15 protein-coding genes are annotated in these 14,757 nt (G+C 63.0%); 4 read left to right on the forward strand and 11 right to left on the reverse strand.

Features of this window, described 5'->3' with window-relative positions:
• Positions 1-24: 24 nt before the first annotated feature.
• From P9875_RS27830 to leuS, 7 genes are all read right to left on the reverse strand, one after another.
• Positions 25-1,197: a THUMP domain-containing class I SAM-dependent RNA methyltransferase gene (locus P9875_RS27830; RefSeq protein ID WP_099376293.1), complete on the reverse strand. Its 1,173-nt coding sequence runs from the start codon at positions 1,195-1,197 to the stop codon at positions 25-27.
• A 109-nt stretch (positions 1,198-1,306) separates the two neighbouring features.
• On the reverse strand, positions 1,307-1,924 hold the full coding sequence (locus P9875_RS27835) for a 2-hydroxychromene-2-carboxylate isomerase (protein WP_278317202.1): 618 nt from the start codon (positions 1,922-1,924) through the stop codon (positions 1,307-1,309).
• A gap of 10 nt (positions 1,925-1,934) precedes the next feature.
• A complete protein-coding gene (locus P9875_RS27840; RefSeq protein WP_034745744.1) occupies positions 1,935-2,372 on the reverse strand; it encodes a CopD family protein in 438 nt (145 codons plus the stop codon).
• A 68-nt stretch (positions 2,373-2,440) separates the two neighbouring features.
• A complete protein-coding gene (locus P9875_RS27845) occupies positions 2,441-3,712 on the reverse strand; it encodes a glutamate-5-semialdehyde dehydrogenase (protein WP_278317203.1) in 1,272 nt (423 codons plus the stop codon).
• 17 nt (positions 3,713-3,729) lie between these two features.
• The gene (gene holA, locus P9875_RS27850) at positions 3,730-4,746 is read right to left on the reverse strand and encodes a DNA polymerase III subunit delta (RefSeq protein ID WP_099403942.1); all 1,017 of its coding nucleotides are present in this window, start codon (positions 4,744-4,746) and stop codon (positions 3,730-3,732) included.
• 10 nt (positions 4,747-4,756) lie between these two features.
• On the reverse strand, positions 4,757-5,353 hold the full coding sequence (lptE, locus tag P9875_RS27855) for an LPS assembly lipoprotein LptE (protein WP_035822677.1): 597 nt from the start codon (positions 5,351-5,353) through the stop codon (positions 4,757-4,759).
• Positions 5,354-5,355: 2 nt separating this feature from the next.
• Positions 5,356-7,995 carry a leucine--tRNA ligase gene (gene leuS / locus P9875_RS27860; protein WP_278317204.1) on the reverse strand — a complete coding sequence of 880 codons (2,640 nt, stop codon included), beginning with the start codon at positions 7,993-7,995 and terminating at the stop codon, positions 5,356-5,358.
• A gap of 149 nt (positions 7,996-8,144) precedes the next feature.
• On the opposite strand from leuS, the gene P9875_RS27865 reads away from it, so the two are divergent.
• The gene (locus P9875_RS27865) at positions 8,145-8,933 is read left to right on the forward strand and encodes a DUF6597 domain-containing transcriptional factor (protein ID WP_278317205.1); all 789 of its coding nucleotides are present in this window, start codon (positions 8,145-8,147) and stop codon (positions 8,931-8,933) included.
• Between the two features lie 77 nt (positions 8,934-9,010).
• Positions 9,011-9,376 carry a VOC family protein gene (locus P9875_RS27870; protein ID WP_278317206.1) on the forward strand — a complete coding sequence of 122 codons (366 nt, stop codon included), beginning with the start codon at positions 9,011-9,013 and terminating at the stop codon, positions 9,374-9,376.
• On the opposite strand, the gene P9875_RS27875 is transcribed toward P9875_RS27870, so the two are convergent.
• Positions 9,373-10,278, reverse strand: coding sequence for a LysR substrate-binding domain-containing protein (locus P9875_RS27875; RefSeq protein ID WP_278317207.1), 906 nt, complete (start codon positions 10,276-10,278; stop codon positions 9,373-9,375). The genes P9875_RS27870 and P9875_RS27875 overlap by 4 nt on opposite strands.
• Positions 10,279-10,438: 160 nt before the next feature.
• Between P9875_RS27875 and P9875_RS27880 the strand changes: the two genes are divergently transcribed.
• Together P9875_RS27880 and P9875_RS27885 are read left to right on the forward strand one after the other, a co-directional pair.
• Positions 10,439-11,617 carry an acyl-CoA dehydrogenase gene (locus tag P9875_RS27880; protein ID WP_034778773.1) on the forward strand — a complete coding sequence of 393 codons (1,179 nt, stop codon included), beginning with the start codon at positions 10,439-10,441 and terminating at the stop codon, positions 11,615-11,617.
• Positions 11,617-12,864, forward strand: coding sequence for a CaiB/BaiF CoA transferase family protein (locus P9875_RS27885; RefSeq protein WP_278317208.1), 1,248 nt, complete (start codon positions 11,617-11,619; stop codon positions 12,862-12,864). Before P9875_RS27880 ends, P9875_RS27885 begins: the two co-directional genes overlap by 1 nt.
• Positions 12,865-12,901: 37 nt before the next feature.
• Here the strand turns inward: P9875_RS27885 and P9875_RS27890 are convergent, their stop codons facing one another.
• From P9875_RS27890 to P9875_RS27900, 3 genes are read right to left on the reverse strand one after another with little or no spacing between them, the layout of a single operon-like run.
• Positions 12,902-13,228: a barstar family protein gene (locus P9875_RS27890; RefSeq protein ID WP_278317209.1), complete on the reverse strand. Its 327-nt coding sequence runs from the start codon at positions 13,226-13,228 to the stop codon at positions 12,902-12,904.
• A gap of 7 nt (positions 13,229-13,235) precedes the next feature.
• Positions 13,236-14,045, reverse strand: a complete 810-nt coding sequence (dapB, locus tag P9875_RS27895) for a 4-hydroxy-tetrahydrodipicolinate reductase (RefSeq protein WP_035822687.1) — start codon at positions 14,043-14,045, stop codon at positions 13,236-13,238.
• Positions 14,046-14,064: 19 nt separating this feature from the next.
• Entirely contained in the window at positions 14,065-14,712 is a 648-nt protein-coding gene (locus P9875_RS27900; RefSeq protein ID WP_423221869.1) for an outer membrane protein assembly factor BamE, read from the reverse strand.
• Between the last annotated feature and the right edge of the window lie 45 nt (positions 14,713-14,757).

The following is a 14,757-nucleotide window of genomic DNA, read 5'->3' on the forward strand; positions in this document are numbered from 1 at the left end:
ACTGCGGGGTCTTGCGGTGAACGCTTACTGCTGTGGTTTCGGTTTGGCTTCTTCGCGGCGGTTGTAGCCGGCGACCATGTCGAAACGGAACAGACGGCATTCCAGCGCGCCGTTGAAGAATGGCGTCTTGCGCGCTTCTTTCAGACGCAGCAGCTTGGGCAAGCCCAGGTCGGCCGTAAACAGGAACACGGTCCAGCCGGCGAAACGCTGCTTCAGGGTCGTGCCCATGGCCGAATAGAAGGACGTCGACAGTTCATCTTCCGGGATGGTGCTGTCGCCGCGCACGCCGATACGCTCGCCGTACGGCGGGTTGGTCAGCATGATGCCCGGCACGTCGCTTGGCGGCTTGACTTCCTGCGCCTCGATCTGTTTCAGCGGTACGTCGAAGCGCACGCCGGCGCAGCGCAGGTTATGGCGCGTCATGGCGACCATGTCGCCCGAAATATCGCTGCCGAAAATGGTCGGTTCGGCCGGCAACGGATTGACCTTGATGGCGTTTTTCATGGCATTCCACGGCGCCGGATCGAAGTCGTGGAAGTTTTCAAACGCGAACTGGCGCGAAGCGCCCGGCGGAATGCCCTGCAGCATCTGCGCCGCTTCGGCCAGAATGGTGCCGGAACCGCACATCGGGTCGAACAGCACCATGCCGGGCTTCCAGCCCGACACGCGCAGCAGGCCGGCGGCCAGGTTTTCGCGCAGCGGCGCGTCGCCCGTCTCTTCGCGCCAGCCGCGCTTGAACAGGGCTTCGCCCGAGGTGTCGAGGTAAACAGTGAACGTGTGCGCGTCGAGGAAGCCGACGATGCGCATGTCCGGCGTCTTGGTGTTGACCGAAGGACGCTCGTTGAACTGGTCGCGGAAGCGGTCGCAGATCGCATCCTTGATTTTCAGGGTCGTGAATTCCAGGCTGCGCAGCGGCGATTTGACGGCCGTGACGTCGACGCGGATCGTGTGGTGCACGCCGAACCAGTCTTCCCACGATTGCGCCAGGGTCAGGTCATAAATATCGTTTTCCGTCTTGTAGCCGGAATGGGCCATGCGCATCAGCACGCGCGAAGCGATGCGCGAATGCAGGTTGATGCGATAGGAGTCCAGCAGGTCGCCCGAGCAGTGTACGCCGCCCGGTACCTGGTTGTGGACCTTCATGGTCGAACTATCCTGGGCGATCTCGCCCAGTTCCTCGGCCAGCGCCGCTTCCATGCCGCGCGGGCATGGGCAAAAATATGAAGCCATGGTGGTGTACTCTTTATCCGTTGGAAAACAAACTAAAATCTGGGGTCAGACCCGGCGGGTCTGACCCCGGCACTAATTACTTTACTGATAACGCGCGCTCGACAAAATCGAGGCGGTCCTGGCCCCAGTATCCTTCGCCATCGACGATGTACCATGGCGAACCGAAGACGGATGCGGCGGTAGCTGCCTCCGTATTCGCGTCGTATTCGGCCTGCACGCTGGCCGTTTCCGACGTTTTCAGCAACTGGCGGCCATCGAAACCGGCGTCAACGGCGATCTGCACCAAGGTTTCCTCGTCGCCGATGTTGCGCTCTTCGGCCCAAAGGCCGCGCATGATGGCGTGCGCCAGGTTCAGCGAGGCTTCCACGCCGTGCGCCAGGCGCGTGGCGATGATCAGCTTGGCCGACGCTTCCGGCGACACGGGGAAGAACTTCGGCTGCAGGGTCAATGGCACTTGCAGAAAGGCCGACCAGCGCGCCAGTTCGGCCAGGCGGTAGGCCTGGCGCTGCGGTGCGCGCTTGGCCAGCGGCAGGCCGCCCGACACACTGAAAACCTTGCCCAGGTCGAAGGGACGCACGTCGATCTGCGCGCCCGTTTTGGCGGCGATGGCCATCAGGCGCGCGTGACCCAGATAGGTCCATGGCGAGTGGGGGGCGAAGAAATACTGCACGACTTTGCTCTGGGTTGCACTCATCTCGACTCCCTTAGAAAGGCTTGACCACGACCAGCACGACGACGGCCAGCAGCATCACCACCGGCACTTCATTAAACCAGCGGAACCAGGTGTGGCTGCGCTTGTTGAGACCTTTTTCAAACTTGCGCAGGATGGAACCGCAGGCGTGGTGATAGCCGAGCAGCAGCACCACGAACGTCAGCTTGGCGTGCATCCAGCCCGGCATCTTCATGCGGCCCTCGCCCCCGCCATACAGCATCCACATCAACGCCAGCCCCAGCACCATGGCCGGCAGCGCCAGCAGCGACATGAAGCGGTACAACTTGCGCGCCATCAGCAAGAGGCGCTCGGTGGCGACCGTTTCCGTCTCCATCGCCAGGTTCACGAAGATGCGCGGCAAGTAAAACAGGCCGGCAAACCAGGACATGACGAAGATGATGTGGAAGGCTTTGGTCCAGAGAAAGAGCATGGGGTTCCCAGTGTCGGAGGTGGAGAAAAACAGAGCGCGGGCCGCCTTGTGGGCCGCCCGCGAGGAGACTACTTGCGGATTTCGCCGTGGCCAAAGACCACGTACTTGAGCGATGTCAGGCCTTCCAGACCCACCGGACCGCGCGCATGCAGCTTGTCGTTCGAGATGCCGATTTCGGCGCCCAGGCCATATTCGAAGCCGTCGGCAAAACGCGTCGACGCGTTCACCATCACCGAGGCGGAATCGACTTCGCGCAGGAAGCGCAGCGCGTCGCTGTAGTCTTCCGTGATGATCGATTCCGTGTGCTTCGATGAATACTGGTTGATGTGATCCATCGCTTCGTCGATGCCGTCGACCACCTTCACCGACAGGATCGCCGCCAGGTATTCGGTGGACCAGTCTTCCTCGGTGGCCGGCACCAGATGCGGATAGGCAGCGGCGGCCAGGATCGCATGGCTTTCCGGATCGGCGCGCAGTTCCACCTGCTTGGTCAAATACAGTTCGGCCAGCTGCGGCAGCACGGTGGCGGCGACGGCGCGCGACACCAGCAAAGTTTCCATGGTGTTGCAGGTGCCGTAGCGGTGGCACTTCGCGTTGAAGCCAATATCGATCGCCTTTTTGATATCGGCCTTGGCGTCGATATACACGTGGCAGATGCCGTCGAGGTGCTTGATCATCGGCACGGTGGCCTCTTCCATCAGGCGCGCGATCAAGCCCTTGCCGCCGCGCGGCACGATGACGTCGACGAATTGCGGCATGGTGATCAGCGCGCCGACGGCGGCGCGGTCCGTGGTGTCGATGACTTGCACGGCATCGGCCGGCAAGCCTGCTCCCTGCAAACCCTCCGCCACCAGCTTGGCCAGCGCGCGGTTGCAGTGTATCGCTTCCGAGCCGCCGCGCAGAATCGTCGCATTGCCGCTCTTGATGCACAGGCCGGCCGCGTCCACCGTCACGTTCGGACGGGCTTCATAGATGATGCCGATGACGCCCAGCGGCACGCGCATCTGGCCCACCTGGATGCCCGTCGGACGGAATTTCATGTTCGAGATTTCGCCGATCGGATCGGCCAGCGAGACGATCTGCGTCAAGCCTTCGACCATGGTGGCGATGGCGGCGTCGGACAGGGTCAGGCGGTCGAGCATGGCCGGCGCCAGGCCGGCGGCGGCTGCCGCATCGAGGTCGCGCTGGTTGGCCGCGCGCAGCAGGTCGGCATCGCGCACGATGGCGGCGGCGATCAGGCTCAAGGCGCGGTTGCGCGTGGCGCTGTCGGCACGCGCCATGGCGCGCGAGGCGGCGCGCGCGCGCATGCCCACGTCCTGCATATATTCTGTGATGTCCATGCTCGTATCCATAAAAGTTAACCCTTGGCGATCTTCAGGCCCAGCTGCAGCATGGCGTCCCAGGCGTCGCCCGCGTAGCCCTTGGCGCGCAAGCCCTTGATCATCTTGTCCACCTGCGCCGCCTGCTGCAGCGCCGCTTCCAGCACGGGCAGCGAAATGCGCCGCAGGGCCGGTTCCATCATCCGCTCGCGCGGACCCCAGATGCGGTATTCCTTCAGCAGCGCGCCCAATGGACGCCCTTGCGCCATGCCGGCCTTCAATTTTAACAGCGTGCGGATTTCCTCGGAGACGGCCCACAAGACCAGCGGCAGCGCCTCGCCCTCGCCCTTCAAGCCTTCGAGCATGCGCACCAGGCGCGCCGGGTCGCCAGCCAGCATGGCTTCGGACAGCTTGAAGACATCGTAGCGGGCCACGTTCAGCACCGCGTCCTGCACTTGTTCGTACGTCAGCTTGCCCGCAGCATGCAGCAAGCCCAGTTTCTGGATTTCCTGGTGCGCCGCCAGCAAATTGCCTTCCACCCGCTCGGCGATGAAGTCGATGCTGGCCCGTTCGGCGCTTTGCCCCTGCGCGGCCAGGCGCTGCGATATCCAGGCCGGCAACTGCGCCCGTTCCACGTTCGGAATGTCGATATACACGGCCGCCTGCTGCAGGCTGGCGACCCAGGCCGCCTTCTGCGTGGCCCAGTCCAGCTTGGGCAAGGTGATCAGGGTCAGATTGTCGGGACTGAGGTTTTTCGCGTAGCTTTGCAGCGCCGCGCCGCCATCCTTGCCCGGCTTGCCGGTGGGGATGCGCAGCTCGATCAGTTTTTTATCGCCGAACAGCGACAGCTCCTGGTTCGCCGCCAGCAGTTCGCCCCACTTGAAGCTGCGCTCCACCGTCAGCACGTCGCGCTCGGAGTAACCTTGCGCGCGCGCCGCACGGCGGATCTTGTCGGCCGCTTCCAGCGCCAGCAAGTGTTCGTCGCTGGTGATCACATACAGCTGCGCCAGCGGCTTGGCCACATGCCCATCGAGCGCGTCTATCCGCAATTGCATGGCGACCCCGTTACTGCTGCGGGGCTGGCGCGACCGGCGTCACGGGCGCCACTGGCGCCACCGACATGGCCGGCAGCACCGGCTTGATGGCGGCCAGGCGGCGCATGATCTGCTGCACCAGGTCGTTGCGCATGTCGCGGTACAGCGCCGCTTCTTCCGTTTCCTTGGCCAGTACCTGCGATTCGTCGAAGGTGATCGGACGCACAAGGCTGATGGTGGTCGGCGCCAGCAACTGGTTGCCTTCCTTGTCCAGCACGCGGAAATTGATCGAATAGCCGAGTTGGTACTCTTGCACGCGGCCATTTTTGTTCAGCGACAAAATGGTCTTGGTACGATTCCTCTCCGGGTCATTGAGCACTTCAAGGACGGCGTCGGCGCCATCCTTGGTGCTCACCACCTCCGTGCTGCCAATGGCGCGGATATAGCGCTTCAGGCCGATCGCCAGCGGCGACGTGTCGGGCAAGCCGATGTACATCGTCGCGAACGGCAGCATGAAACTGCCGTTCGAACCGCGCAAATGAAAGCCGCAGGCCGACAGCAAAACAGTCAGGCCCAACGCCAGCACGGCGCGGCGGCCCAACAGCGATACTTGAGAGGAAGTCGTCATGATTACACCACGATGCTGATTAACTTGCCTGGCACGACGATGATTTTCTTCGGCGTGGTCTCGACATACTTCTGCACACTTTCGCACGCCAGCGCGGCCGCTTCGATGCTGGCCTTGTCCGCATCCTTGGCCACCGTGATCGAGCCGCGCAGCTTGCCGTTCACCTGGATCATCATCTCGATCTCGGACTGTTCCAATGCGGCCGGGTCGACTTGCGGCCATGCCACGTTGAGCAGATCGCCGTGCACGCCAGCGTAACCGAGTTCCTGCCACAGCACGTGGGTGATGTGCGGCGCGACAGGGTTCAACAGGCGCAGGAAGATGGAGAAGCCTTCGGCGATCAGCGCCTTCGACTGCGCGCTGTCGTCCAGCTTGGCCGATTCCAGCGTGTTGAGCATCTTCATGCAGGCCGACACCACGGTGTTGTACTGGATGCGCTTCAAGTCGTAATCGGCTTGCTGCAGCAGCTTGTGCAATTCGCGGCGCAGGTTTTTCTGCGCGTCGCCCGTGGCAGGAGCGGCGCCGCCAGCCAGCGCGGCCTGGATCGTGGCCGACCGGGCGTAGCCGAAGTTCCACACGCGGCGCAGGAAACGGTTCGCGCCTTCGACGCCGCTGCCCGACCATTCCAGCGTCTGTTCCGGCGGCGAGGCGAACATGGTGAACAAACGGGCCGTATCGGCGCCGTACTGCTCGATCTGCGCTTGCGGGTCGATGCCGTTGTTCTTCGACTTCGACATTTTTTCCGTGCCGCCGATTTCCACCGGCTGGCCATCGGCCACCAGGACGGCGCTTTGCGGACGGCCCTTGTCATCGAGCGACAGGCGCACGTCGTCCGGGTTGAACCAGGTGGTCTTGCCCACCGCGTCCTTGCGGAAATACGTTTCGTTGAGCACCATGCCTTGCGTCAGCAGGTTGACGAACGGCTCGTCGAACTTGACCAGGCCGAAGTCGCGCATGATCTTGGTCCAGAAGCGCGCGTACAGCAAGTGCATGACGGCGTGTTCGATGCCGCCGATGTACTGGTCCATCGGCATCCAGTAATCGTTGCGCGCGTCGACCATGGCGTCGTTCGAGCCTGGCGAGGTATAGCGCATGTAGTACCACGACGAATCGACGAAGGTATCCATGGTGTCCGTCTCGCGGCGCGCCGGCTTGCCGCACTGCGGGCAGTCGCACTGCAAAAAGGCTTCGTATTTGTTCAGCGGATTGCCCGTGCCGTCCGGCACGCAGTCTTCCGGCAGCACCACCGGCAGATCTTTTTCCGGCACCGGCACCACACCGCAATCGGCGCAATGGATCATCGGGATCGGCGTGCCCCAGTAGCGCTGGCGCGAAATGCCCCAGTCGCGCAAGCGGAACGTGGTTTTCTTTTCGCCCAGGCCCAGCTCGGCCAGGTCGGCGGCCACCGCATCGACGGCGGACGCGAAATGCAGGCCGTCGTATTTGCCGGAGGCGACGCAGACGCCATCCTTGCTGCCATACGATTCCTGCCATGCATCGGTGGAAAATTCCTGGCCCTTGACTTCGATCACTTGCTTGATCGGCAGATTGTATTTCTTGGCGAAGCCGAAATCGCGTTCGTCGTGCGCCGGCACGCCCATCACGGCGCCATCGCCGTAGGTGATCAAGACGTAGTTGCCGACCCAGACTTCCACTTGCGCGCCCGTCAACGGATGGGTGACGAACAGGCCGGTCGGCATGCCCTTCTTCTCCATTGTTGCCATGTCCGCTTCGATCACGGAACCGAGCTTGCATTCGGCGTTGAAGGCGGCCAGTGCAGGGTTCGTTTGCGCGGCGTGGATGGCCAGTGGGTGCTCGGCGGCCACGGCGCAGAAGGTCACGCCCATGACGGTGTCAGGACGCGTGGTAAACACATACAGCTTGCCGTCGCCGATCAGGCTGCCTTCGGCGTCCTTGATCTGGTGCGGGAAGGCGAAACGCACGCCCGTCGACTTGCCGATCCAGTTGGTCTGCATGGTGCGCACGCGCTCGGGCCAGCCCGGCAGCTTGTCGTCCACATACGCCAGCAATTCTTCCGCGTAGTCGGTGATGCGCGCGTAGTACATGGGGATTTCGCGCTTCTCGATCAGCGCGCCCGAACGCCAGCCGCGGCCATCGACGACTTGTTCGTTGGCCAGCACGGTCTGGTCGATCGGATCCCAGTTCACGGTACCGGTCTTCTTGTAGATGATGCCTTTTTCCAGCATCTTGAGGAACATCCACTGGTTCCATTTGTAGTATTCGGGCTTGCAGGCGGTCATTTCGCGCGACCAGTCGATGGCCAGGCCCATCGATTCCATCTGCTGCTTCATGTGGGCGATGTTCGAATACGTCCATTGCGCGGGCGGCACGTTGTTGGCCATGGCCGCGTTTTCCGCCGGCATGCCGAACGCATCCCAACCCATCGGCATGAGCACGTTGTAGCCGTTCATGCGCAGGTAGCGGTACATCACATCATTGATCGTATAGTTGCGTACGTGACCCATGTGCAGCTTGCCCGAAGGGTAAGGCAGCATCGAGCAGGCAAAATACTTGCCTTTAGGGAAACGTGGGTCGTGTTCGACGGCTTTATAGGCGTCGATCGCCTTCCAGTGCGATTGGGCGGCTTGTTCGACGTCGGCGGGACTATATTTATCTTGCATGATGATGTGCGACCAGCGTGGCCCGGCCAATAGTGGATATGAACCGAGCATTATACTGGTTGTCGCCGCCCGATAGCGCGGCGCGCTGGCGGCCCGGTCTGGCAAATTTTGGCCGGCGCGCAATTCTGCTGTGTAATATATGCACAATCTTGTTCTTTGCATCAAAGCCGGCCATGATCGTCTACCAGGAATATCCGCCCCTCCCCGCCCTGCGACCCTGGCTCGATTGCGTCTGGACCTGCCGCGTGCAAACGGGCGCCACACCCGTCACGCACCAGGTCTTGCCCGACAATTGCATCGACATCCTGTGCCAGGACCAGCAGGACGCCAGCTTTGCCGTCGGCATGATGACGGCGCCGATTGCCGTCGTCAGCCACGGTCTCGTGCAAACGGTGGCGGCCCGCTTCAAGCCGGGCGCGGCCGCCAGCTTCTTCCAGCTGCCCTTGTGCGAGCTCAGCGATGGCCGCACGGGCTTGCAGCAGCTGTGGGGCCGCGAGCTGGCGGCGCGCCTCGGTGACGCCCTGTGGAGCGAACCCTTGACCAATGCGCAACGAGTTTCCATTTTGCAAGAATATCTGCTGCTGCGCCTGCGCACCGCGCCGCCACGGCGCCAGGCGGGCGCGGCCGACCACGCCATCGCGGCCATCGAGGCGGCAGCGGGACAGGTGCGCGTGGACGGCCTGGCGCAGCAGCTGGGCGTGTCGCGCCAGCACCTGGCGCTGCAATTTCGCCAGCAAGTGGGCATCAGTCCGAAGCTGTTTGCCCGCATCTGCCGCTTTCGCGCGGCCAGCGCCGGCATGCAAAACCTGGCGGGACAACAGGACTGGGCGCAAGTGGCCTTGCAATATGGTTATTTCGACCAGTCGCACCTGATCCACGACTTCCAGGATTTCGCCCGCAGCTCGCCCGAGGCGTGGCTGGCGGGCAGGCGCACTTGAACACCTTCCATTTTTACAATCACGCGCCGCGCGCCAGTGGCATGATGGCGTGATTCTTCATTCACCAGGAGCAGAACATGATCAAGGGTTTACGCACCGTCACCTATCCCGTCCCCGACCTGGACAAGGCCAAGGCCTGGTACAGCCAGGTATTCGGCACGGCGCCGTATTTCGACCAGCCGTTCTATGTCGGTTTTAATATCGGCGGCTTCGAGCTGGGCTTGCTGCCAGATGGCCAGCCTGGCGCGCAAGGCAGCGTGACGTACTGGGGCGTGGACGGCATCGAGCAGGAAGTCGAACGCATCGTGGCGCTGGGCGGCAGCCTGCACCATCCGATCACGGACGTGGGCGACGGCATCCGCACGGTGGAATTACTCGACCCGTTCGGCAACCAGATCGGCCTGATCGACAATCCCCATTTCGACACGGCCAAGGTCGTTTAGGCCGCTTCGCCCTGCAGCCATGCGCGAAATTGCTGCAGGGCCGTCTTTTCATGCGCCGTTTCGGGCGTGATCAGGTAATACGCGCGCTGGCCGCGCAGTGGGCGCTCGCATGCAATGCGCAGCTCGCCACGCGCCAGTTCCGCTTCGACCAGCATGCGCGGCAGCAAGACCACGCCCTGCCCTTGCACGGCCGCCATGGCCAGCATGGAAAACAGTTCATAGCGGGCGCCATAGTGCGCCCCATCGCGTCCTTCTCCCTCGACCTGCATGGCGTCAAACCACTGGCGCCAGGCGCCCGGGCGCGTACTTTGCTGCAACAAGATCAGTTCCAGTAAATCCTGCGGCTGCCACTCGCTGCGCGCCGCCAGCAGGCGCGGGCTGGCGACGGGCACGATTTCCTCGTGCATGAGCAAGGTGGCGCGCGTGCCGGGCCAGCGCGCCAGTTGCTCTGGCGTGCCCGCATACAGGGCGCCGTCGTATTCCGTATCGGCAAACATGAACGGTTTTGTATACGCGTCGATATGCACGACGATGTCCGGGTGCAGCCCCGCCAGTGACGACAGCCGCGGCATCAGCCAGCGCGTGGCAAACGTGGGAACGGAAGCGAGCTGCAAGGCGCCGCCGCCGCCCTGGCGCGCCATGGTGTCGAGCGTGTCGCGCTCCAGGCCATCGAGGCGGGCGGCGATCTGCCGCGCATACGCGGCGCCGGCGCTGGTCAGCAACACGCCATGGCGCGTGCGCTGGAACAGTTGCACGCCAAGAAAGCTTTCCAGAGATGAAATCTGGCGCGACACGGCGCTTTGCGTCAGCGACAGTTCGCGCGCCGCATGCGTGTAGCTCTGGTGCCGCGCCGCCGCCTCGAAGCAGTTCAAGGCTTGCAGCATGGGGATTTTGCGTGACATGGGGGTATCGGGCCGGTCAAAGAAGCGTAGTATGCCGCAAGATATGCGCAGCACGCATGTCTGGGTGCGAAAAAATCGTTTGCGCAAGGCTAGGCAAAAACCTACCATGAGCCATATTCAATCTTGCGCCGATCACCGGCGCTCACCTGCGAGGCCTGTGATGAGCAAAACCGTATTCGACTGGAATTCCCCCCTGCTGCTGGAAGAACAACTGACGGGCGACGAACGCGCCGTGCTGGAAGCGGCCCGCGACTATTGCCAGGGCAGCCTGGTGCCAAGGGTCCTCGAATCGTTCCGCCATGGCCGCACGGACGCGGCCATTTTCCGCGAAATGGGTGAGCTGGGCTTGCTGGGCACCACCATTCCCGAAGAATACGGCGGCGCCGGCCTGAACTATGTTTGCTATGGCCTGGCCGCGCGCGAAGTCGAGCGCGTCGATTCGGGCTACCGCTCGATGATGAGCGTGCAATCGTCGTTGGTGATGGTGCCGATCAACGCCTTCGGCAACGAAGAAACCAAACAGAAATACCTGCCGAAACTGGCGACGGGCGAATTCATCGGCTGCTTCGGCCTGACGGAACCGAACCACGGCTCCGACCCTGGCAGCATGGTCACGCGCGCCCGTAAAGTGCCGGGCGGCTACAGCCTGTCGGGCGCCAAGATGTGGATCACCAACAGCCCGATCGCCGACGTGTTCGTCGTCTGGGCCAAGGACGATGAAGGCGCGATCCGCGGCTTCGTGCTGGAAAAAGGCTGGAAAGGCCTGTCGGCGCCGGAAATCCATGGCAAGGTGGGCTTGCGCACCAGCATCACCGGTGAAATCGTCATGGATGAAGTGTTTTGCCCGGAAGAAAACGCCTTCCCCGACGTGCGCGGCTTGAAAGGCCCGTTCACTTGCCTGAACAGCGCCCGCTACGGTATCGCCTGGGGCGCGCTGGGCGCGGCCGAAGACTGCTACCTGAAGGCCCGCCAATACACGATGGACCGCCAGCAATTCGGCCGCCCATTGGCAGCGAACCAGCTGGTGCAAAAGAAACTGGCCGACATGCTGACGGAAATCACCATGGGCTTGCAAGGCTGCTTGCGCCTGGGACGCATGAAGGATGAAGGCTCGCCCGCCGTGGAAATCACGTCCATCATGAAACGCAACAGCTGCGGCAAGGCGCTCGATATTGCCCGCATGGCGCGCGACATGATGGGTGGCAACGGCATTTCCGACGAGTTCGGCGTCATCCGCCACCTGGTCAACCTGGAAGTGGTCAACACCTATGAAGGCACGCACGATGTGCACGCGCTGATCATCGGCCGCGCCATCACCGGCATCGCCGCCTTCAACTAATGGACGCCTTGGCTTCCACCCTGCGGCCCGCGCCGCTGGTCGGCTTGCGCGTGCTCGACCTGTCACGCGTGCTGGCCGGTCCGTGGGCCGGGCAAATGCTGGCCGACCTCGGTGCCGACGTGGTCAAGGTTGAACAGCCGGGCCGCGGCGACGACACGCGCTCCTGGGGTCCGCCGTACCTGAAAGACGAGGACGGCCGCGATACTGCCGAGGCCGCCTATTTCCAGTGCGCCAACCGCAACAAGCGCTCGCTGTGCATCGACCTGGCCGCCCCTGAAGGGCAAGCGCTGGTGCGCAAGCTGGCGGCCGAATCGGACGTGCTGCTGGAAAATTTCAAGCTCGATGGCTTGAAGCAATATGGTTTGGACGCGGCCAGTTTGCTGGCACTCAACCCGCGCCTCGTCTACTGCTCCATCACGGGCTTTGGCCAGGATGGGCCGTACGCGGCGCGCGCCGGCTATGACTTTTTGATCCAGGGCATGGGCGGCTTGATGAGCATCACGGGCATACCCGATGGCCAGCCCGGTGCCGGGCCGCAAAAAGTGGGCGTGGCGCAGACGGACATCCTGACGGGCCTGTACGCCACCATCGCCGTGCAGGCGGCGCTGGCCGAACGGGAACGCTCGGGCCTGGGCCAGCATATCGACCTGGCCTTGCTCGACGTGCAAGTGGCCGCGCTGGGCAACCAGGCCGCCAATTACCTGTGCGGCGGCAAAGTGCCGCAGCGTATGGGCAATGCGCATCCGAACATCGTGCCCTACCAGGATTTTCCTACGGCCGATGGCGACATGATTCTGGCGATCGGCAATGACGGGCAATTCTCGCGCTTTTGCGCCGTCGCCGGCCACCCGGAATGGGCGCTGGACGAACGTTTTGCCACCAATCCGCAGCGCGTGGCAAACCGGTCCATCCTGATCCCCCTGATGCGCCAGGCCACGGTCATGCGCACGACGGCCGAGTGGATCAGCGCCTTCGAGGCGCAAGCCGTGCCGTGCGGTCCCGTCAACCGCATCGACCAGGTCTTTGCCGACCCGCAAGTGGTGGCGCGTGGCTTGAAAGTGGAGATGCCGCATCCCACGGCGGGCACGGTGGCGCTGGTGGCCAATCCCGTGCGCCTCTCAAGCTCGCCGGTGCAATACCGCTTGCCGCCACCGTTGCTGGGGCAGCATACGCAGGAAGTGCTGCAGCAGTGGCTGGGGTTGGACAACGCGGAGATTGACGGCTTGCGCGAACGCAAGGTGGTGTAAAAAGCTGGGGTCAGACCCGGCGGGTCTGACCCCGGAATTATTTCAGGGTCAGCTTCAACGCCGGCTTTTCGCCATAATCCTCATAGCGCTCGTTGATGCCGGCGATACAGAACGTGATTTCTTCCAGTAAATCCGGCACTTGCGCCTTCATCGCTTCCGCATCCTGCACAACGATGTCGAGCACTTCGTTTGGTTTCAAACGGAACTGCGTCATGTTTTCGTCGTCGCGCAGATAGCTGAGGCAATCGACCCAGGCATCCATGCTGTTGCCGTAGAACTCGGGGAAACCGAAGGCTGGCACGCATTGCGCGTGAAAGCTCGCTGCGTCGGTGATGTCTTTTCCATTCAGGATGGCAGTGGCCATAGCTTCCTCAGTTCTTCAGCGACAGCACGTCCTGCATGTCGAACAGGCCGGTCGGCTTGTCGGCCAGGAAACGCGCGGCGCGCAGGGCGCCGTGGGCGTAGGTGACGCGGCTGCTCGACTTGTGGCTGATCTCGATGCGCTCGCCGATGCCGGCAAACAGCACCGTATGGTCGCCGACGATATCGCCGCCGCGGATGGTGGCAAAGCCGATGGTCGACGGGTCGCGTTCGCCCGTCACGCCTTCGCGGCCGTACACGGCGCATTCCTTCAAGTCGCGGCCCAGGGCGCCGGCCACCACTTCACCCATTTGCAGGGCCGTGCCCGACGGCGCATCGACCTTGTGGCGGTGATGGGCTTCGATGATCTCGATGTCGTAGCCTTCGGACAGGCTTTTCGCGGCCAGTTCCAGCAGCTTCATGGTGACGTTCACGCCCACGCTCATGTTCGGCGCGAACATGATGGCCGTCTTTTCGGCGGCGGCGGCAATGGCGGCCTTGCCAGCGTCATCGAAACCGGTGGTGCCGATGATCATCTTGATGCCGTGCTCGGCGCAATACGCCAGGTGCTGCAAAGTGCCTTCGGGACGCGTGAAGTCGATCAGGTAATCGGCGCCGGCCAGGCCGGTAGCCAGGCTTGACTCGATCAGCACGCCGGCAGGTTTACCGAGAAAGGCGGCGGCATCCTGGCCGACGGACGGCGAACCAGCGCGGTCGAGCGCGCCAGCGAGAACAGCGTCAGGCGCGTTGCTGACGGCTTCGATCAGGATATGGCCCATACGGCCGCTGGCGCCAGCGATGGCAATTTTCAGTTCAGTCATTTTATTCTCTTACAGCAACTTATTTGGTGGGTTCGGCAGCAGGTGCAGGTGCAGGCTCGGCGGCAGGCGCCGTTGCGGGTGCGGGTGCGGGTGCAACTTCAGGCTTGCTCACAGGAATGGCAGGGGCGGCGTCGGCCGGCACCGGCACGGCGCTTGGCGCCACGGGCGATGGCACGGCGGCGGCAGGCGCGTCAGCCTTGGCAACCTTGGCGAATGGCGACGGACCGGCGATGCGGTCGATGTATTCTTTTTCCGTCGGCAAGTTGCCGCCTTCGAAACGTTCCACTTTGCCATCCTTGCCGAAGTACACGACCACGCGGCTGCTGGTGGTTTCGCCACTGCCCCGGGCCAGGCGGAACGGGTAATCCCAGCGGTCGGCATGGAAGATATCGGTCAGCAGCGAGGTGCCGAGGACGAAACGCACCTGGTCGCGCGTCATCCCCACTTTCAACTGGGCCAGCATCTCTTCGGAGACGAAGTTGCCTTGTTGAATGTCAGGACGGTAGGGCGAGAAAAACCACATGAATTTTTGCAGCGGCGTGATGGTGGTCGTTTGTGCGCCCTGTTCGGGAACCAGTTCCTTGCCTTCTTTTTGAGCAGCTGCCGGCTTTTCGCCCAGAATGCCACGGCTGGCGCAGCCGGACATGGCCAGCGCGACACAGACCATGCCTGCCACGACTGGTGCTCGAAATGAAATACGGTGCCAGAGAGA

Origin of the sequence: Janthinobacterium rivuli (assembly GCF_029690045.1) — a bacterium.
Taxonomy (GTDB): domain Bacteria; phylum Pseudomonadota; class Gammaproteobacteria; order Burkholderiales; family Burkholderiaceae_D; genus Janthinobacterium; species Janthinobacterium rivuli.